The organism is Frateuria sp. Soil773, assembly GCF_001428405.1.
Lineage (GTDB): Bacteria > Pseudomonadota > Gammaproteobacteria > Xanthomonadales > Rhodanobacteraceae > LMSL01.
The window spans coordinates 103,728-122,342 of sequence record NZ_LMSL01000010.1 but is presented as its reverse complement, the minus strand read 5'-3'; the positions used below and the strand labels follow the sequence as shown (position 1 = coordinate 122,342).

The 18,615-nt window shown below is 69.4% G+C and carries 15 protein-coding genes and 2 pseudogenes; 5 read left to right on the top strand and 12 right to left on the bottom strand.

All coding sequences use genetic code 11. The features are described from left to right. The 4 genes and pseudogenes from ASG87_RS05575 to acnD form a co-directional block, all read right to left on the bottom strand. Positions 1-493 (bottom strand): annotated as a pseudogene (locus ASG87_RS05575) (OmpA family protein); the annotation flags it as partial. 192 nt (positions 494-685) lie between these two features. Beyond that, entirely contained in the window at positions 686-2,137 is a 1,452-nt protein-coding gene (locus ASG87_RS05570) for a bifunctional 2-methylcitrate dehydratase/aconitate hydratase (protein WP_056002049.1), read from the bottom strand. A gap of 127 nt (positions 2,138-2,264) precedes the next feature. Further along, entirely contained in the window at positions 2,265-3,449 is a 1,185-nt protein-coding gene (gene prpF, locus ASG87_RS05565) for a 2-methylaconitate cis-trans isomerase PrpF (RefSeq protein WP_056002046.1), read from the bottom strand. Positions 3,450-3,666: 217 nt separating this feature from the next. Next, positions 3,667-6,261, bottom strand: coding sequence for a Fe/S-dependent 2-methylisocitrate dehydratase AcnD (gene acnD, locus ASG87_RS05560; protein ID WP_056002044.1), 2,595 nt, complete (start codon positions 6,259-6,261; stop codon positions 3,667-3,669). A gap of 342 nt (positions 6,262-6,603) precedes the next feature. Between acnD and ASG87_RS05555 the strand changes: the two genes are divergently transcribed. Next, positions 6,604-7,281 (top strand): TerC family protein, encoded by a 678-nt coding sequence (locus ASG87_RS05555; RefSeq protein ID WP_056002082.1) that lies wholly within the window; start codon positions 6,604-6,606, stop codon positions 7,279-7,281. Positions 7,282-7,284: 3 nt separating this feature from the next. Here ASG87_RS05555 and ASG87_RS05550 read toward each other — a convergent pair whose 3' ends face one another. The 8 genes from ASG87_RS05550 to prpB all read right to left on the bottom strand — a co-directional run bounded on the left by ASG87_RS05550 (position 7,285) and on the right by prpB (position 14,247). Beyond that, on the bottom strand, positions 7,285-8,682 hold the full coding sequence (locus ASG87_RS05550) for an acetate kinase (RefSeq protein ID WP_056002041.1): 1,398 nt from the start codon (positions 8,680-8,682) through the stop codon (positions 7,285-7,287). A gap of 40 nt (positions 8,683-8,722) precedes the next feature. After that, the gene (locus ASG87_RS05545; RefSeq protein WP_082582767.1) at positions 8,723-9,256 is read right to left on the bottom strand and encodes a hypothetical protein; all 534 of its coding nucleotides are present in this window, start codon (positions 9,254-9,256) and stop codon (positions 8,723-8,725) included. Between the two features lie 11 nt (positions 9,257-9,267). Then, entirely contained in the window at positions 9,268-9,951 is a 684-nt protein-coding gene (locus ASG87_RS05540; protein WP_056002037.1) for a C39 family peptidase, read from the bottom strand. Then, positions 9,948-10,322: a hypothetical protein gene (locus tag ASG87_RS20810; protein WP_235499572.1), complete on the bottom strand. Its 375-nt coding sequence runs from the start codon at positions 10,320-10,322 to the stop codon at positions 9,948-9,950. The genes ASG87_RS05540 and ASG87_RS20810 overlap by 4 nt, the downstream gene beginning before the upstream one ends. A 129-nt stretch (positions 10,323-10,451) precedes the next feature. Continuing rightward, complete coding sequence (locus ASG87_RS05530; protein ID WP_082582763.1) at positions 10,452-11,399, bottom strand: hypothetical protein; 948 nt, start codon at positions 11,397-11,399, stop codon at positions 10,452-10,454. Between the two features lie 391 nt (positions 11,400-11,790). Then, positions 11,791-12,936 (bottom strand): 2-methylcitrate synthase, encoded by a 1,146-nt coding sequence (gene prpC, locus ASG87_RS05525; RefSeq protein ID WP_056002031.1) that lies wholly within the window; start codon positions 12,934-12,936, stop codon positions 11,791-11,793. Positions 12,937-12,980: 44 nt separating this feature from the next. Beyond that, complete coding sequence (locus ASG87_RS05520) at positions 12,981-13,349, bottom strand: VOC family protein (protein WP_056002028.1); 369 nt, start codon at positions 13,347-13,349, stop codon at positions 12,981-12,983. Between the two features lie 4 nt (positions 13,350-13,353). Continuing rightward, positions 13,354-14,247 carry a methylisocitrate lyase gene (gene prpB / locus ASG87_RS05515; protein ID WP_056002025.1) on the bottom strand — a complete coding sequence of 298 codons (894 nt, stop codon included), beginning with the start codon at positions 14,245-14,247 and terminating at the stop codon, positions 13,354-13,356. A 141-nt stretch (positions 14,248-14,388) separates the two neighbouring features. On the opposite strand from prpB, the pseudogene ASG87_RS21225 reads away from it, so the two are divergent. The 4 genes and pseudogenes from ASG87_RS21225 to ahpF form a co-directional block, all read left to right on the top strand. After that, positions 14,389-14,496 (top strand): annotated as a pseudogene (locus ASG87_RS21225) (hypothetical protein); the annotation flags it as partial. Positions 14,497-14,516: 20 nt separating this feature from the next. Further along, the gene (locus ASG87_RS20805) at positions 14,517-15,605 is read left to right on the top strand and encodes a citrate synthase (RefSeq protein ID WP_326937882.1); all 1,089 of its coding nucleotides are present in this window, start codon (positions 14,517-14,519) and stop codon (positions 15,603-15,605) included. Positions 15,606-15,734: 129 nt separating this feature from the next. Continuing rightward, entirely contained in the window at positions 15,735-16,298 is a 564-nt protein-coding gene (gene ahpC, locus ASG87_RS05505) for an alkyl hydroperoxide reductase subunit C (RefSeq protein WP_056002021.1), read from the top strand. A gap of 191 nt (positions 16,299-16,489) precedes the next feature. Beyond that, positions 16,490-18,076, top strand: a complete 1,587-nt coding sequence (gene ahpF / locus ASG87_RS05500; protein WP_056002018.1) for an alkyl hydroperoxide reductase subunit F — start codon at positions 16,490-16,492, stop codon at positions 18,074-18,076. The last annotated feature ends 539 nt before the right edge of the window (positions 18,077-18,615 follow it).

The window sequence follows — 18,615 nt, the reverse complement described above, 5'->3', positions numbered from 1 at the left end:
CCCAGTCGTAGCGGTAGCCCGCTTCGATGCGGATGTCCGAGCTGTCGGTGATGGTCTTGGAGATACCCGCACCCAGTTCGGAAGCCGGCGACCAGCCGTTGTCGTTGGCGTTGTGGTGGTAGCTGCCCATCACGCCGGCCAGCAGGTACGGACGCCATGCGGTCCACTCGCCGAAGTAGTAGCGGCCGACCACGCCGAAGTTGTTGTTGGCCCAGCTGCCGCCGCCGTCGCGATCGCGCTTGGTGCGGTCGATGAACAGGTCGATCGAGGTATTCGGCGAAAGGAAGCGGCCGACGCCCAGGCCGTAATAGACCTGGCGGCTGTTGGTGTCGCGGTCGGTGTCGTTGTAGTAGCCACCCACGGTCGGCGCGATGTACCAGCGGCCGTCGTAGCCGGACGATGCAGTCGTGCTGTCTGAGGCGTCCTGGGCGTGAGCTGCGCCAAAACCGCCCAGAGCCAGGGCAACTACCATGAACAAGCCCGTACGTTTCATCCGTAATCTCCTCATTTGAAATATCTCGCACCCGCTCTTGGCGGATCGAACAGCACGCCATTAATCGTCGTGAATACGGCGTGTATTGACTGATCTACAAACCCTTAATGCGTGGGCGTGGCGGAGTTTAGCAAAAAACAAACAAAACACCCTGTTCCGCCGGCGCCCATTCATTTTCCACTCACGTCGTACTTATGTTGTGAAAAGGTCCAGGAACCGCTGGATCGGCATCGCATCGAGGCGGGCCGGCTCCGCGACGGCCTCAAGGATGGCCTCGACCCTGTGCGCCGGCAGGTGGCCGCGCATCGCCGCCTCGAACTTCTTCAGCAGCAGAGGAATACCCTCCGCACGGCGCCTACGGTGGCCGATCGGGTAATCGATCGACACTTTCTCGGTGCTGGAGCCGTCCTTGAAGAACACCTGCACCGAGTTGCCGATGTAGCGCTTGTCGGGGTCGAAGTAGTCCCTGGTGAACCGCGGGTTCTCGCCGACCACCATCGTGTCGCGCAGCGCGTCGATGCGCGGGTCGGCGGCGACATCGTCGCTGTAGTCGGAGGCTTCGAGGCGGCCGAAGATCAGCGGCACCGCCACCATGTACTGGATGCAATGGTCGCGGTCGGCGTAGTTCGCCAGCGGGCCGGTCTTGTCGATGATCCGGCAGCCGGCTTCCTGGGTCTCGATCACCACCTTCTCGACCTGGTCGAGCCTGCCGGCGACCTGGCCGTGCAGCTTCATCGCGCATTCCACCGCGGTCTGCGCGTGGAACTCGGCCGGGAAGCTGATCTTGAACAGCACGTTCTCCATCACATAGCTGCCGAACGGGCGCTCGAACTCGAACGCGTTGCCCTTGAAGGCCACGTCGTAGAAGCCCCAGGTCTTCGCCGACAGCGCCGACGGGTAGCCCACCACGCCGCGGTACACCGCGTTGATCGCATGGATGACGGCGCGGCGGCAGGCGTCGCCGGCGGCCCAGCTCTTGCGCGGCCCGGTGTTCGGCGCGTGGCGGTAGGTGCGCAGCGCGCCGTTGTCGATCCAGCTGTGCGAGACGGCGGTGACGATCTGCTCCTTGCTGCCGCCCAGCATGTGGGCGGCGACGGCGGTAGAGGCAAGGCGCACCAGGATCACGTGGTCCAGGCCGACGCGGTTGAAGCTGTTCTTCAGCGCGTAGCAGCCCTGGATCTCGTGGGCCTTGATGGCGTAGCCCAGCACGTCGCGCACGGTCAGCGGCTGGCCGCCCTCGCGCTCGGCCTTGCGGCCGAGGTAGTCGGCCACGGCGAGGATCGCGCCCAGGTTGTCCGACGGGTGGCCCCATTCGGCCGCCAGCCAGGTGTCGTTGAAGTCGAGCCAGCGGATCTGGGTGCCGATCGCGAACGCGGCCTGCACCGGGTCCAGCTCGTGGCTGGTGCCCGGCACACGGGCGCCGCCCGGCAGGCTGGCGCCCGGCACGACCGGGCCAAGATGCTTGACGCACTCGGGAAACTTCATGGCCATCATCGCCGTGGCCAGCGAATCCAGCAGCATGTAGCGCGCGGTGTCGTACGCCTCGGCGGACGCGATCCGGTAGTCGGCGACGTAGCCGGCGACGTCGACCATCGGCCGGTCGGGGTCCGGGCGCTTGGCGGAGCGGGTGTCGTGCGTACTCATGGGACTCCTCTCGCGGCGGCGACGCCGCCCTGGTGTCTGGTCNCCTGGTGTCTGGTCTGACGCCGGCCCTGCCGGACCCGCCATGCCGTCGTGGCAGGCGGAAGGTCCGGCGCCCTCCCCTGCGGGCTCACGCCGCCGGCACGCGCACCCAGCCTTCCATCAGCACGCGCGCGCTCCGGCTCATGATGGCCTTGGTGACGGTCCACGTACCGTCAACCAGCGCCGCCTCGGCGCCCACCCGCAACGTGCCAGACGGATGGCCGAAGCGCACCGCCTGGCGCTCGCCGCCGCCGGCGGCAAGATTCACCAGGGTGCCGGGAATGGCGGCGGCGGTGCCGATGGCCACCGCCGCCGTGCCCATCATGGCGTGGTGCAGCTTGCCCATCGACATCGCGCGCACCAGCAGGTCGACGTCGCCGGCCTTCACGGGCTTGCCGCTCGACGCGACGTAGTCGGCCGGCCCGGCGACGAAGGCCACCTTGGGCGTGTGCTGGCGCGTGGCGATCTCCTCGAGCGAGCCGATCAGGCCCATGCGCAGCGCACCGTGCGCGCGGATGGCCTCGAACATCGCCAGTGCCTTGTCGTCGCCGTTGATGGCGTCCTGCAGCTCCGTGCCGGTATAGCCGATGGCGGCGGCCTCGACGAAGATGGTGGGGATGCCGGCATTGATCATGGTCGCCTTGAGCGTGCCGACGCCCGGTACCTCCAGGTCGTCGACCAGTTGCCCGGTGGGGAACATGGCCCCGCCCGCGCCGTCTTCCTCGGCGGCCGGGTCCAGGAATTCCAGCTGCACCTCGGCGGCGGGAAACGTCACGCCGTCCAGCTCGAAATCGCCGGTTTCCTGCACCGCGCCATCGGTCATGGGCACGTGGGCGACGATGGTCTTGCCGATGTTGGCCTGCCAGATGCGCACGATGGCGACGCCGTCGCGCGGCACGCGCGCGGGATCGACCAGGCCGCCGGCGATGGCGAACGGCCCGACCGACGCCGACAGGTTGCCGCAGTTGCCGCTCCAGTCGACGAAGGCCTTGTCGATCGCCACCTGGCCGAACAGGTAGTCCACGTCGTGATCCGGCCGCGTGCTCCTGGACACGATCACCGTCTTGCTGGTGCTGGAAGTGGCGCCGCCCATGCCGTCGATCTGCTTGCCGTAGGGATCGGGACTGCCGATCACCCGCTGCAGCAACGCATCGCGCGCCGCACCCGGCACCTGTGCCGCCTCGGGCAAGTCCTGCAGGCGGAAGAACACGCCCTTGCTGGTGCCGCCGCGCAGGTAGGTGGCAGGGATGCGGATCTGGGGGTCGTGGGCCATGTGTTTTGTCCTGTATAGCTGGATCTGGGTTGCGCTGGCGCCTGCCTGCCGCGTGGCGGCGTCAGGAATGCCGGGCGGTGCCGTTACCGCTCGTCATTTGCGGAGGCAGGAATCCGGCGCCTTCCCGGTGCATGCGAAAGTCGCTGGATTCCCGCTTTCGCGGGAATGACGGGCCAAAACGGCGAAACCCGGTCAACAGACCTGCGCCGGTACGTATTCAAGCCGCCTGCGACGCCTCGATGAAGTCCTGCGCGAAACGCTGCAGCACGCCGCCGGCCTCGTAGATCGACACTTCCTCGGCGGTGTCGAGCCGGCAGGTCACCGGCACCTCGACGCGCTCGCCGTTCCTGCGGTGGATCACCAGGGTGAGCTCCGCGCGCGGCGTGCGCGCGCCGGTCACGTCGAAGGTCTCGGTGCCGTCGATGCCCAGCGTCTTGCGGTTGGTGCCGGGCTTGAACTCCAGCGGCAGCACGCCCATGCCGATCAGGTTGGTGCGGTGGATGCGCTCGAAGCCTTCGGCCGCGATCGCTTCCACGCCGGCCAGGCGCACGCCCTTCGCCGCCCAGTCGCGCGACGAGCCCTGGCCGTAGTCGGCGCCGGCGATCACGATCAGCGGCTGCCTGCGCTCCATGTAGGTCTCGATCGCTTCCCACATGCGCATGACCTTGCCCTCCGGCTCCACGCGGGCCAGCGAACCTTTCTTCACTTCGCCGTCCACCACGGCCATCTCGTTGACGAGCGTGGGGTTGGCGAAGGTGGCGCGCTGTGCGGTCAGGTGGTCGCCGCGATGGGTGGCGTACGAGTTGAAGTCCTCTTCCGGCAGGCCCATCCGCGCGAGGTACTCGCCCGCGGCGCTATTGGGCAGGATCGCGTTGGACGGCGACAGGTGGTCGGTGGTGATGTTGTCGCCGAGCACCGCCAGCGGGCGCATGCCCCTGAGCGTGCGCTCGCCCGCGAGGGCGCCTTCCCAGTACGGCGGGCAGCGGATGTAGGTGCTCTGCGCGCGCCAGTCGTACAGCGGCGCGGCGCGGGTGCCGCTGCGGCCGGTGCGCGCGAACATCGGCTCGTAGACCTTGCGGAACTGCTCCGGCTTCACGCTGGAGGACACGATCGCGTCGATCTCCTCGTCGCTGGGCCAGATGTCCTTCAGCGTCACCGGCTGGCCGTTCGCGTCGTGGCCGAGCGCGTCCTTCTCGATGTCGAAGCGGATGGTGCCGGCGATGGCGTAGGCCACCACCAGCGGCGGCGAGGCCAGGAAAGCCTGCTTGGCGTACGGGTGGATGCGGCCGTCGAAGTTGCGGTTGCCCGACAGCACCGCGGTGGCGTACAGGTCGCGCTCGACGATCTCGCGCTGGATCGCCGGGTCGAGCGCGCCTGACATGCCGTTGCAGGTAGTGCAGGCGAACGCGACGATGCCGAAGCCGAGCTTTTCCAGTTCGGGCAGCAGGTTCGCCTCCTTCAGGTACAGCTCCACCGCCTTGGAGCCGGGCGCGAGCGAGCTCTTCACCCACGGCTTGCGCGTGAGGCCCCGCGCATTCGCGTTGCGCGCCAGCAGCGCCGCCGCGATCACGTTGCGCGGGTTGCTGGTGTTGGTGCAACTGGTGATGGCGGCGATGATCACCGCGCCATCGGGCATCCGGCCCGGCTGCTCGGTCCATTCGCCGGCAATGCCGCGTGCAGCGAGGTCCGACGTCGGCAGGCGCTTGTGCGGATTCGACGGGCCCGCCATGTTGCGCACCACCGAGGACAGGTCGAACGTCAACGTGCGCTCGTACTGTGCATGCGCCAGCGTGTCGGCCCACAGGCCGGCCGCCTTGGCGTAGGTCTCCACCAGCTTGACCTGCTCGTCGCTGCGGCCGGTGAGGCGCAGGTAGTCGAGGGTCTGGCCGTCGATGAAGAACATCGCGGCGGTGGCGCCGTATTCGGGCGCCATGTTGGAAATCGTCGCGCGGTCGCCCAGCGTGAGGCTGGCCGCGCCTTCGCCGCGGAATTCCAGGTACGCGCCGACCACCTTCTCCTTGCGCAGGAACTCGGTGAGCGCCAGCACGATGTCGGTGGCAGTGATGCCCGGCTGGCGCTTGCCGGTGAGTTCCACGCCCACGATGTCGGGCAGGCGCATCCACGAGGCGCGGCCGAGCATCACGCTCTCCGCCTCCAGGCCGCCGACGCCCACGGCGATGACGCCGAGCGCATCCACGTGCGGCGTGTGGCTGTCGGTGCCCACGCACGTATCGGGATAAGCGACGCCATCCTGCACCTGGATCACCGGCGACATCTTCTCCAGGTTGATCTGGTGCATGATGCCGTTGCCCGGCGGGATCACGTCGACGTTCTCGAACGCCTGCTTGGTCCAGTCGATGAAGTGGAAGCGGTCCTCGTTGCGGCGATCCTCGATCGCGCGGTTCTTCGCGAACGCGTTCGGATCGAAACCGCCGCACTCCACCGCCAGCGAGTGGTCGACGATCAACTGCACCGGCACCACCGGATTCACCTTGGACGGGTCGCCGCCGCGTTCGGCGATCGCGTCGCGCAGGCCGGCCAGGTCCACCAGCGCGGTCTGGCCGAGGATGTCGTGGCACACCACGCGCGCCGGGAACCACGGGAAATCGCGCTCGCGCTTGCGCTCGACGATCTGCCTGAGCGACTCGGCGAGGATCGCCGGATCGCAGCGGCGCACCAGGTTCTCGGCCAGCACGCGCGAGGTGTACGGCAACGCGTCGTAGGCGCCCGGCTGGATCGCCTCCACGGCGGCGCGCGCATCGAAATAATCCAGCGACGTGCCGGGAAGGGGTTGGCGGTAGGCGGTATTCATAGGCATCGGGATCCTGGGGATGGACGCCCACTGCGCGGCCGCCGTCCGGCGGCCGCTGGCTGCGTCGCAAAACCGCCGTATTGTAGCGGGGGAAAGCTTTTTCCTTAAGGGCTCCGGCTTGACTGGCGCGCCGGGCGACGCCGACAATGCCCGGCACCCATCCAAAGGGGAGTAGTTCCGGACGCCGCCGCATCGGGCGTTCGCGCAGTGATCGTCATCACGGGCGGCGCACCGCCCCGGTCACCGCAGCGGCCCTGCCGCGAACGAGACTTTTGCGGTGACCGCGAGGCTGCGTGCGCTCGCGGTTGCTGCATTCGTCCCGCGCGCAGGAACATGAACCGCATGGATTTCCTCAGCCCCGAATTCTTCTCCGGCCTGCTGGCCATCGTCCTGCTCGACCTGGTGCTGGCGGGCGACAACGCCATCGTGATCGCGCTGGCGGCGCGCAACCTGCCCCGCAACCTGCAGAAGAAGGCCGTGTTCTGGGGCACCTTCGGCGCCGTCGCGGTGCGCGTGGCGCTGACCGCCGTGGTGGTCTACCTGCTCAAGCTGCCCGGCCTGATGCTGGCCGGCGGCCTGCTGCTGCTGCCGATCGCGTGGAAGCTGCTCAAGCACGAGGACGAAGGCGAGCACAAGGTCAGCGCGGCCGACAGCTTCTGGACCGCCCTGCGCACGATCATCGTGGCCGACGCGCTGATGGGGCTGGACAACGTGCTGGCGATCGCCGGCGCGTCCAAGGGCCACCTCGGCCTGGTCGTGCTCGGCCTGCTGATCAGCGTGCCGCTGGTGGTGTGGGGCTCGACCCTGATCCTGAAGCTGATCGAGCGCTTCCCGATCATCGTCTACATCGGCGCCGGCGCGATCGCCTGGACCGCCGGCCGCATGATCGCGCACGACCACCTGCTGCAGGCCTGGTTCGACGCGCGCGAATGGGCGAAATACACGCTCGACGCCGTGCTGGTCGCCGGCATCTGCGGCGGCGGCTGGCTGTGGCAGCGCCGCGGCGCGCGGGCCGCCTGAGCGCTAGTACATCATCGGCACGCGCACGGTCACGGTAGCGTCGGGAGTGTCGCGGGTCACCCCGACGCCGAGCGTGAAGTTCATGCTGCGCTTGTCGCTGAAGCGGTAGGAGCCGCCGATGAGCAGGCTGCCCAGCACGCTGCGCGCCGAGCCGGCCACCACCCTGCCGTTCTGCCGGGTGACCCCGACGAAGCTCTGGTCGTAGCCGATGCTGAAGGACGCCTTGTCGTTCAGCGCCAGCCCCATGCCGAGGCTGACGTCGACGATGTCGCCCACCTTCACCCGGCCAAGCGATTCCCTCCCCGCCAGCAGCAGGTTGCGGCTGACCCCGCTGCGCGGGAAGTTGTGCAGGTAGCTCACGTTGCCGAAGAACACTACCGGGTCGGAGGGATACAGCCAGGTCAGCCCCGGCTGCAGCGAGTAGAAGCCCGAGCCGGTGGGCAGTTGCAGCGGCAGCCCGGTGCCGGTGGCGTTCTGCACGCAGCGGTTCACGCAGTCGGTGGTGACCTCGAACGGATCCTTGCCTGTGCGCGACTTGAAGCGCAGCCAGCCGATGTAATACGGCCGGTCGGCGCCGCCGTCGTTGAACTGGTAGCGCGCGGTGGCCTCCACGTCGCCGATGCCGTGGCCGCTCGCCTTGAACACCCTGTCGGTGGCGCTGCCGGTGAAGATCTCGCGGCTGATCGTGTCGGTGTGCCCGTAGACGTAGGGCACCCGAAGTTCCAGCTCGAAGCGGTTGGTGAGCCCGTAGCGCAGCGCCAGCGCGCCGGTCTGGGTAGTGGTCTTGACCTGGCGCGCGTCGATCAGGCCGATCAGCACCGCCGGGATCACCGTGTAGCCGATCAGCGCCACGCGGTCGTTCGACGAATAGCCGAACTGGTACGACGGCTCCAATACGAAATGGCCGCGCGGCGTCAGCACGCCGGGCTGGTCGAAGATCTGGGCCACCGGCGGCGGGCGGCCGTCGTCTTCCGGCGCCTGGCCGACGGGCTGGTTGCCGGCGGACGCCACCGCCTCGCCCGCCGGCATCGGCAGGGCCGTGGCCATCCGTCCGCCCGCGGCCACGTTGCCGCCGCGCTGCCGGTCGAGCACGTCGAGCCCGACCGCCTGCCGCAGCGCGCGGTAGTCCGCCTCCTGCGCGGCGAGCGCGCGCTTCATCGCGGCGATCTGCTCGTCCTGCATCGCGATCTGGCTGCGCATGGCATCGAGCCGCTCCGCCTGGGCCTGCAGGCTCTGGCGGATCGCCGCCGACAGTTCGTTCGGGCTTGCCGGCGCCGGTGCAGGGGCGGCCGACGCGGTCGCCGGAACCGGCGCGCTCGTGTCCTGCGCGCTGGCGGCGCCGAACACGAGCGCGCCGAGGCAGCCTGCCGTCCATGCGTTTCGCCACGATCCCGGTTTCATCGCGCTCTCCTCGTTTCGCCGCCTGCCGCCCTGCATGCGCTCACGGTCCGCGCGAACGGACCAGGCCCGCCTGCAGGCTGTCCTGCAGGTTCAGGCCGCGGAACAGGTTCAAGTTGCCCACCGAGGCGTCCAGCGTGGTCAGCCCCTGGATGTGCTGGTTGTCGAGCGTGTTCTGGATCACCGTCGCGCCGGCCACCTGCTGCAGCGAGGCCGGGTCGACGCTGTTGCCCGGGCCGACCTGGATCACGTTTGCGCCGACCGCCGCGGCCAGCGCGCCGGCCTGCGCCGGCGTCATGCGGCCCACGTCGGGAATCTGCACGCTGCGGCTGGAAACCAGGTTGCCGTTCACGAAGACCTGGCGCGCGATGCCGAACGACACGCGCAGGCCGTCGCCGCCGTCGAAGCCGCCGCGCACCGCATCCAGCCGGCCGTCGCCGACGGCCCGCCACGTGCCGATGGAGGCAGGCGCCGCATCGGCGACGGCACGCGCCTGGCCCTGCGCCGCGGCCAGGCCGCTCCATGCCACGCCGCCCAGCGCGCAGAGGCAAAGCAGACGGGTCTTCGCTTGACGCATCGTCATCGCCCTCAGATGTCGCCCGGCCCGCGCCGCGGCATGACCAGGTTGTTCAGCCCGTTGCGGTCGACCGCCGTGCCCAGCGGCGCCAGCGGGGCCACCCGCCAGTCGTCGGCGCTGTTGAAGACGGCCAGCGTGCGGCGGTTGTGGATGACGAAGACCAGCCGGTTCTTCCATGCCGCATCGAAGCGGCTGCGCGGGATCGAGCGCGTGCCCATGGCCGGGTCGCCGATCAGCACGCGGCCGTCGCGCAGGCCCTTGACCACCACGAAGTGGTGGTAGCCGCGCTCGTCGATCAGCACGATCGCGGGCAGGCGTTCTTCCCGCAGCTTCTCCAGCGGCACCTCGAAGCCGTCCGCGTCGAAGCCGTTCGCGCCGAGGTAGCGCTTGATGTCCAGCAGCGAGAAGCCTTCGCGGTTGATCTTGGCCCGGTCGCCGTGCAGGTACATCTGCTCGAACGCGGCCTGCTCGCTCACCGGATAGCCGTACTGGTAGGTCAGCAAGGTGGCGACCGCGGCCGAGCCGCAACTGAAATCGTATTTCTGCCGGATCGTGTTCCTGAAGCGCGCCTCCTTCAGGCTGGTCACGTGCAGGGTAAGCGTGCCGCCGGAGGCCGCCGTCAGCGCCAGCGGCGTCCCCGCCGTCGCGTACGGCGGCAGGCAGGCCAGCAGCAGGGGCAGCAGCCAGCGCCTCATGGCTGGAACTGCACGTTGATGATGGTGGCGTTCTGGATCAGCACGCCGTTGCCGCTGTTCTGGATCACCATCGGCACGCCCGCCGCGCCGCTGAAGGAGCCGGCGTCGATCACGTTCGCGCCGGTCACGACGTGGTCGCTGCGGTTGTCGCTCACGGTCCCGTCGAGCGTCATCCGCTGGATCACCTGGCTGCCGCCGCTGAGCCGCGACAGCGTGGCCGCGTCCACGCGCTTTCCGAAGTCGTCGACCCGGTCCGCGGCCGGCGCGGCACGGTCATGCTCCTGCGGCGGCGCGGGCGCCGTCGCCGCCGCACACGGCGCGGCGCCAAGCCACAGCAGGGCGAGCCCGCCCATCGGTCCGATCGGTCGCATGGCATCTCTCCAACGATTCTTCCGCGCGCCCGCGTCGCAGGCGGCGCGCGACGGCCGGCCGGACGAAACCGGCGGCCGCCGCAAACCATGCCGTGGAGCGCCGGCGGCGCTCCACGGCCCGGGGACTGCCTACGGCCCGACGTTGAGGTTCGCCTGGACGTTGACGCTCTGCTGGATCAGCGAACCGACGCCGCTGTTCTGCGCCATCACGGTCACGCCGGCTGCGGCCGCCGCCGCGCCGCTCATGTTGTTGGACATGTCGAACGTGCCGGCATCCACCATGTTCGATCCGCCGGCGCCGCCGCTACCGCCCGCACCGCCCATGCCCGCGCCGCCGGTGCCGGAGGCGCCGCTGCCGCCCGCGCCGCCCATGCCGCCGGTGCTGTCGGCCGCGCCGCTGGTACCGCCGGTCGCACTCGCCGCGCCGCTGCTCGCGGTGGCCGCGCCGCCGGTGCCGGCGCCGCCGGCCCAGCTGCCGCTGCCGCCGGTCGCCGTACCGCCGGTGCTGCCCGATCCGCGCGAGCGATTGCGCGCGTTGGCATAGTTGTCGCCGTTCGAATCGCCGCCCGACGCCGCGCTCAGGGCGCCCACGTAACCGCTGTCGGCACCCGATCCGCCGGCACGGCCGCTGTGCGAGTTCGCGTTGCCGCCGTCGCCGCCCGATCCGCCGCGGCCGCCGTGGCCGTCGCCGCCGTAGCCTTCGCCGCCCGCGCCGCCGCGGCCGCCGTTGGCGTTGCCGCTGTTCCTGGCCACGTTGCCGATGTCATGCGCGCGGATGTCCGTCACCGTGCCGTCGAGCCGGCTGATCGCCACCGCCTTGCTGGTGTTGAAGGAATTGGCTACCGAAGAGGTCGCCGTTCCGCTGTTGTTGGCCGCCGCGCTGCCCAGCCCGTCGGCATAGGCGTCGCCGTTGTTGTTGCGCTGGTTCGCATGGGTCGAGCTGTCGCTGGTCTGCACGGCGCTGCTGTGCCGCTGCGCGGTGGGTCCGGCGGCGCCGGTCTGGGTGTCGTCCGCCATGGCCGAGAGGCTGAGTCCCAGGCCCAGGCATATCGCTGATACGAGCAGAGTCTTGCGCATGATTGTTCTCCGGAAACAATGCGTGGTGACCCCCTGTTTGGTCTTGCGCTACAGCATCCAGGCCGGAGGCAATCGGCGTGCCATCGCGGCCGCCGTCCGGAGAAAAATCGGAATCCCAAGGGAAATCGCGTACTTGGAGAAACGCCAGGAGGCCGAGTGCCATCGCGCGCAGGCGTGGGGAACCGGGTCGTTGTAGCAGGCGCTTTACAGTCTCGCGGCGATCCCCGAAACGCCTTCGGCCGGCGCTCTATTCACCAATGAAAACAGCCGCTTGGGCCCGCGTTTGCCGGCAGCGAGGTGTAACGGGTCCGTTACACCGGCGTCCCGCGACCGGCCGCGGAAAGCAACAGGGGGCCTCGCGGCCCCCTGCATGCGTTCATGGCGCCGGCGCTCAGCGCTTGTCGATCGGCACGTAGGTCTGGTCTTCCGGGCCGGTGTAGTTCGCGCTGGGACGGATGATCTTGCCGTCCTCGCGCTGCTCGATCACGTGCGCGCTCCAGCCGGAGGTGCGTGCGATGACGAACAGCGGCGTGAACATCGCGGTGGGCACGCCCATCATGTGGTACGCGCTGGCCGAGAACCAGTCGAGGTTCGGGAACATCTTCTTGAGGTCCCACATCAGCTTCTCGATGCGCTCGGACACCTCGAACAGCACCGGGTTGCCGCCCTCGGTGCACAGCTTGCGCGAGACCTCCTTGATGATCTCGTTGCGCGGGTCGGACACCGTGTACACCGGATGGCCGAAGCCGATGATGATCTCCTTGCGCTCGACGCGGGCGCGGATGTCCGCCTCGGCGTCGGCCGCGTTGCGGTAGCGCGCGATGATCTCCATCGCCACCTCGTTCGCGCCGCCGTGCTTGGGGCCGCGCAGCGCGCCGATCGCGCCGGTGATGGCCGAGTACAGGTCCGAGCCGGTGCCGGCGATCACGCGCGCGGTGAAGGTGGAGGCGTTGAACTCGTGCTCGGCGTAGAGCACCAGCGACTTGTCCAGCGCCTGCGCGTGCAGCTCGCTGGGCTTGCGGCCGTGCAGCAGGTGCAGGAAGTGCGCGGCGATCGACTCGTCGTCGGTCTCGGTCTCGACGCGCTTGCCGTTGTGGCTGAAGTGATACCAGTACAGCAGCATCGAGCCGAAGCTGGCCATCAGGCGGTCGGCGATGTCGCGCGCGCCGGTGACGTTGTGGTCGTCCTTCTCCGGCAGCACGGTACCCAGCACCGAGCACCCGGTGCGCAGCACGTCCATCGGGTGGGTCGCGGCGGGCAGCAGTTCCAGCGCGCCCTTCACCGGCGCCGGCAGGCCGCGCAGGCGCTTGAGCTTGGCGCGGTAGGCGTTCAGTTCGGCCCAGTTCGGCAGCACGCCGTGCACCAGCAGGTAGGCCACTTCCTCGAAGCAGCCCTTGGCCGCCAGGTCGTGGATGTCGTAGCCGCGGTAGTGCAGGTCGTTGCCGCTGCGGCCGACCGTGCACAGCGCGGTGTTGCCCGCCGCCACGCCGGACAGCGCTACGGATTTCTTGGCCTTGGGAAGGACTTGCTCGCTCATCGATGACTCCTGGGAATGGCCGTGCGGCGGTGGCGCCGCACGTTTCATGAGGAAGGAATGGATTGCATCAGCTCGATGCGGTTGCCGAAGGGGTCGGCCACGAAGGCGCGTCGGTAGCCCGGCAGCCCGCTGTCCTCGCGTACCGCGATGCCCTGCGCCCGCAGGCGCGCGAGCAGGCCGTCCAGGTCGTCGACCAGCAGGCCCGGGTGCGCCTTGCGCGCCGCGTGGAAATCCTCGTCCACGCCGAGGTGCAACTGCACGGCACCGCGGCCGAACCAGGCGCCGCCGCGCGCGGCCAGCACCGGCGGCTTGGGCAGTTCGGCCAGGCCCAGCGCGCCGACGTAGAACTGCCGGGCCATCGGCTCGCCGCCGGCGGGCATCGCCAACTGCACGTGGTCGATGGCGCGGATCATCGGATCAGCCCCTGGACTCGCCGCCGGCGAACAGCGCGTCGAGCTTGTCCTCGTAGGCGTGGTAGCCGAGGAAGTCGTACAGCTCCTCGCGCGTCTGCAGGGTGTCCACGATGCTCTTCTGGGTGCCCTCGCGGCGCACCGTCTCGTAGAAGTTCAGTGCGGCCTTGTTCATCGCGCGGTAGGCGCCGCAGCAGTACAGCGCGATGTCCACGCCGACGTCGCGCAGCTCGTCGGTGGTGAAGAACGGGGTGGAGCCGAACTCGGTGAGGTTGGCCAGGATCGGCACCTTCACCGCGGCCTTGAAGCGGCGGTAGTCGTCCAGCGTCTTCATCGCCTCGGGGAAGATCATGTCGGCGCCGGCCTCGACGTAGGCGCAGGCACGCTCGATCGCCGCGTCGATGCCTTCCACCGCCGCCGCGTCGGTGCGCGCCATGATCACGAAGCCCGGATCGGTGCGCGCATCCACCGCGGCCTTCACGCGGTCGACCATCTCCGCCTTCGGCACCACTTCCTTGCCGGGGCGGTGGCCGCAGCGCTTCTGGCCGACCTGGTCCTCCATGTGCACGGCGGCCACGCCGACGTTGACGAAGGAGCGGATCGTGCGCGCGATGTTGAACGCGCCGCCCCAGCCGGTATCGATGTCGACCAGCAGCGGGAGCTGGGTGGCGTCCACGATGCGGCGCGCGTCGGTGAGCACGTCTTCCATCGTGCTGATGCCCAGGTCCGGCATGCCCAGCGAATTGGCGGCCACGCCGCCGCCGGAAAGGTACAGCGCCTTGTAGCCGACGCGCTTGGCCATCAGCCCGGCGTAGGCGGTGATCGCGCCCATCACCTGCAGCGGCTGTTCGGCGGCGAGGGCGGCGCGGAAGCGCGCGCCGGCGGTGTCGTGTGGGGACATGAGGGTTCTCCGAAACTTCGTATTGTAGGCGATGCGTCCCTGCGGCCATGCCGCGGCGCAGTACGCGAGCAGCCGCCGCAGCTACTGTGTCACCCGGTAATACATTGATCAATCTTGATTAAAAGGATCAATATGTAGCCCATGCGCGCCGACTATCTCTGTGCCCACGACGCCGCCAGCCGGCTCGGCGTCAGCCTGACCACGCTGTATGCCTACGTCAGCCGCGGCAAGATCGACTCGCGCCCCGGCCCGGACGGGCGCAGCCGCGAATACCGCGCCGACGACATCGCCCACCTGATCGAACGCCGCCAGGCCGGGCGCGGCGCGGCGCAGGGCGCCGCGCACAGCCTGACCTGGGGCCTGCCGGTGCTGGAGACGCGGATCTCGCTGATCCGCCCGCACGGCCACTATTACCGCGGGCAGCCGGCCATCGCGCTGGCGCAGTCCGGCGCCAGCCTGGAAGACACCGCGCGCTGCTGTGGGAAAGCGGCGACCGCGATCCGTTCGCCACGCCGCCGCCGGCCGCCTGGCCGAGGATCGTCGGGACGCTGCTGCGCCAGCCCGGTCTCCCGCCGCTGGAGCGCACCGCCGCGGCCCTGCCCCTGCTCGCGCTCGACGCGCCGCACGCGCATAGCACCGATGCCGCGCACCGCCGCGAATGCGCCGCGCGTCTGCTGCGCGAAACCGCCGCCCTGCTCTGCGGTGTCCGGCCCGACCGGCAGCCGATCCACCGGCTGATGGCGCGTAGCTGGCGGCCTGGCGATCCCGCCCTGGAGGAGCTGGTCCGCGCGGCGCTGGTGCTGTGCGCCGACCACGAACTGAACGCCTCCGCCTTCGCCACCCGCGTGGCCGCCTCCACCGGCGCCGGCCTGCACGCGGCGGCCTGCGCGGGGCTGGCGGCGTTGTCCGGCCCGCAGCACGGCGGCGCCACCGCGCGCGCGCATGCGCTGATCCAGCAGGCGCTGCAGCAGCCGCGTCCGGCCGAATACGTGCGCGAACGGCTGCGTCGCGGCGACCAGTTGCCCGGCTTCGGCCATCCGCTGTATCCGGAAGGCGACCCGCGCGCCGCCCTGCTGCTGCGGATGCTCGGCGAGGTCCGCCCGCGTCCCGCCGGCATGGCGCGCCTGCAGCACCTGGTCGCCGCCGCGAACGACGGCTGCGGCCGCCCGCCCAGCCTGGATTTCGCGTTGGCGGCGATCGGCTCGCTGTACGGCCTGGACGCCGGCGCCGCGCTGTCGCTGTTCGCCGCCGGTCGCATGGCCGGCTGGCTGGCGCACGCGCTGGAACAGCAGGACGGCGGCAGCCTGATCCGCCCCCGTGCGAACTACGCCGGCGCCCGGCCGCAGCGGCAGGGATAGAGTGCCCGTGCTGCACGCCATCCCGGCGATAGCCCCTGTCTATTCAAACCATCCCCACAATCAATTGGACTGATCGTGGATACGGCCTAGAATTGACCCCATCACCACCCACCACATGGAGATTCCATCGTGTCTTTGATCAATACCGAAGTGAAGCCGTTCAAGGCCCAGGCGTTCAAGAGCGGCAAGTTCATCGAAGTGACCGACGCCGACCTGAAGGGCAAGTGGTCGGTCGTGTTCTTCTACCCCGCCGATTTCACCTTCGTCTGCCCGACCGAGCTGGAAGACCTGGCCGACAACTACGCCGAGTTCCAGAAGCTGGGCGTCGAGATCTACTCGGTCTCCACCGACACCCACTTCGCGCACAAGGCGTGGCACGACACCTCCGACGCGGTGAAGAAGATCAACTACACCATGGTCGGCGACCCGACCGGCGCGATCAGCCGCAACTTCGAGGTGATGATCGAGGAAGCCGGCCTGGCCGACCGCGGCACCTTCGTGATCGACCCGGCGGGCAAGATCCAGATCGTCGAGGTCAACGCCGGCGGCATCGGCCGCGACGCCTCGGAGCTGCTGCGCAAGGTCAAGGCCGCCCAATACGTCGCCGCCCACCCGAACGAGGTCTGCCCGGCCAAGTGGAAGGAAGGCGACAAGACCCTGGCGCCGTCGCTCGACCTGGTCGGCAAGATCTGATCCACCTGCGGTAAACGGAATCCGGGCGCGACGCCCGGATTCCTCCCGCGGCATCCCGCCGGATGCTTGCAAAAGCGGCCTGGGCCGCACCTGGGCGGCATCAGCCGGCCTCCCCTCCCCCGGTTCCCCCTCCGTCCCAGGCCGCTTCTGCAAGCGCCCATCCATCCCTTTGCCCGCATGGAGCCATCGACATGCTCGACACCACTCTCAAGACCCAGTTGAAGGCCTACTTGGAAAAGGTCGTGCAGCCGATCGAGATCGTCGCGTCCCTCGACGACGGCGCCAAGTCGGCCGAACTGAACGAACTGCTCGGCGAGATCGCCTCGCTGTCGGACAAGGTCGCCCTGCGCCGCGACGACAGCGAGCCGCGCAAGCCCTCGTTCGCGATCAACCGCGTCGGCACCGACGTCGGCGTGCGCTTCGCCGGCATCCCGATGGGCCACGAGTTCACCTCGCTGGTGCTGGCGCTGCTGCAGGTCGGCGGGCACCCGGCGAAGATTTCCCCGGATCTGGCCGACCAGGTGCGCGACCTCGAAGGCGAGTACGTCTTCGAGACCTACATGTCGCTGTCGTGCCAGAGCTGCCCGGAAACCGTGCAGTCGCTCAACCTGATGGCGGTGCTGAACCCCAACATCCGCCACGTCGCCATCGACGGCGCGCTGTACCAGGCCGAGGTCGAGGCGCGCGAGATCATGTCCGTGCCCACCGTGCTGCTCAACGGCCAGCCGTTCGAGCAGGGCCGCATGACGATCGAGCAGATCCTCGCCAAGCTGGACACCGGCGCCCCGCAGCGCGCCGCCGAGAAGATCGGCGCCAAGGACGCGTTCGACGTGCTGGTGGTCGGCGGCGGCCCCGCCGGTGCGGCGGCGGCGATCTACGCCGCGCGCAAGGGCATCCGCACCGGCGTGGCGGCCGAGCGCTTCGGCGGCCAGGTGCTGGACACCATGGCGATCGAGAACTTCGTCTCGATGACCTATACCGAGGGCCCGAAGCTCGCCACCGCGCTGGAGCAGCACGTGCACGAGTACGACGTGGACGTGATGAACCTGCAGCGCGCCGAGAAGCTGGTGCCGGCCAGCGACGCCACCGGCGGCCTGGTCGAGATCCAGCTCGCCAACGGCGCCACGCTGAAGTCGAAGACGGTGATCCTTTCCACCGGCGCGCGCTGGCGCCAGATGGGCGTGCCCGGCGAGAACGACTACCGCAACAAGGGCGTGGCCTACTGCCCGCACTGCGACGGCCCGCTGTTCAAGGGCAAGCGCGTGGCGGTGATCGGCGGCGGCAACTCCGGCGTGGAGGCCGCTATCGACCTGGCCGGCATCGTCAGCCACGTCACCTTGATCGAGTTCGACGGCAAGCTGCGCGCCGACGAGGTGCTGCAGCGCAAGCTGCGCAGCTTGCCGAACGTGGACGTGATCGTCAGCGCGCAGACCACCGAGGTGCTGGGCGACGGCCAGAAGGTCAACGGCCTGGTCTACAAGGACCGCGCCGACGGCAGCCTGCACAGCCTCGAACTGGAAGGCATCTTCGTGCAGATCGGCCTGCTGCCGAACACCGAGTGGCTGAAGGGCACGCTGGAACTGTCGCCGCGCGGGGAGATCGTGATCGACGAGCGCGGCCAGACCTCGCTGCCCGGCGTGTTCGCCGCCGGCGATGCCACCACGGTGCCGTACAAGCAGATCGTGATCGCGATGGGCGCCGGCTCCACCGCGGCGCTGAGCGCCTTCGACCACCTGATCCGCACCTCGGCGCCGGTGGCGGAAGCGGTCGCGGCCTGAGGCCCGACGGCCCGCCAAGCGGGTTGCCCCGGCTCCAGCATGCAGGGCAACCCGCCGTCCGCCACGCTCCCCATCCAACCTCGTCATTCCTGCGAAAGCAGGAATCCAGCGACTTGAAGTCCATCGGACCGCGGTTCCATCAACCCCGAAGGCACTAGACCCCAGCTTCGCTGGGGTGACGGCCGGGGGTCCTCCAGGGCCCGTCATTCCTGCGAAGGCGGAAATCCGACATCTTGAAGCCCATCGGGCCGCGGCGACCGTCGACTCCGAAGGTACCGGACCCCGGCTTCCGTCAGGGTGACGGCCGGGGGTCCTCCAGGGCCCGTCATTCCTGCGAAGGCGGGAATCCTGCGTCTTGAAGCCCATTGGGCCGCGGCGACCGTCGACTCCGAAGGTACCGGACCCCGGCTTCCGCCAGGGTGACGGCAGGGTTCTCCAGAGCCCGTCATTCCTGCGAAAGCAGGAATCCAGCGACTTGAAGTCCATCGGACCGCGGGGCCATCAACCCCGAAGGCACTGGACCCCAGCTTTCGCTGGGG

Bases quoted from the DNA above. Each gene is read 5' to 3' on its own strand.
- ASG87_RS05570 (WP_056002049.1), bottom strand. From the start codon at position 2,137: ATGAGTACGCACGACACCCGCTCCGCCAAGCGCCCGGACCCCGACCGG.
- prpF (WP_056002046.1), bottom strand. From the start codon at position 3,449: ATGGCCCACGACCCCCAGATCCGCATCCCTGCCACCTACCTGCGCGGC.
- acnD (WP_056002044.1), bottom strand. From the start codon at position 6,261: ATGAATACCGCCTACCGCCAACCCCTTCCCGGCACGTCGCTGGATTAT.
- ASG87_RS05555 (WP_056002082.1), top strand. From the start codon at position 6,604: ATGGATTTCCTCAGCCCCGAATTCTTCTCCGGCCTGCTGGCCATCGTC.
- ASG87_RS05550 (WP_056002041.1), bottom strand. From the start codon at position 8,682: ATGAAACCGGGATCGTGGCGAAACGCATGGACGGCAGGCTGCCTCGGC.
- ASG87_RS05545 (WP_082582767.1), bottom strand. From the start codon at position 9,256: ATGCGTCAAGCGAAGACCCGTCTGCTTTGCCTCTGCGCGCTGGGCGGC.
- ASG87_RS05540 (WP_056002037.1), bottom strand. From the start codon at position 9,951: ATGAGGCGCTGGCTGCTGCCCCTGCTGCTGGCCTGCCTGCCGCCGTAC.
- ASG87_RS20810 (WP_235499572.1), bottom strand. From the start codon at position 10,322: ATGCGACCGATCGGACCGATGGGCGGGCTCGCCCTGCTGTGGCTTGGC.
- ASG87_RS05530 (WP_082582763.1), bottom strand. From the start codon at position 11,399: ATGCGCAAGACTCTGCTCGTATCAGCGATATGCCTGGGCCTGGGACTC.
- prpC (WP_056002031.1), bottom strand. From the start codon at position 12,936: ATGAGCGAGCAAGTCCTTCCCAAGGCCAAGAAATCCGTAGCGCTGTCC.
- ASG87_RS05520 (WP_056002028.1), bottom strand. From the start codon at position 13,349: ATGATCCGCGCCATCGACCACGTGCAGTTGGCGATGCCCGCCGGCGGC.
- prpB (WP_056002025.1), bottom strand. From the start codon at position 14,247: ATGTCCCCACACGACACCGCCGGCGCGCGCTTCCGCGCCGCCCTCGCC.
- ahpF (WP_056002018.1), top strand. From the start codon at position 16,490: ATGCTCGACACCACTCTCAAGACCCAGTTGAAGGCCTACTTGGAAAAG.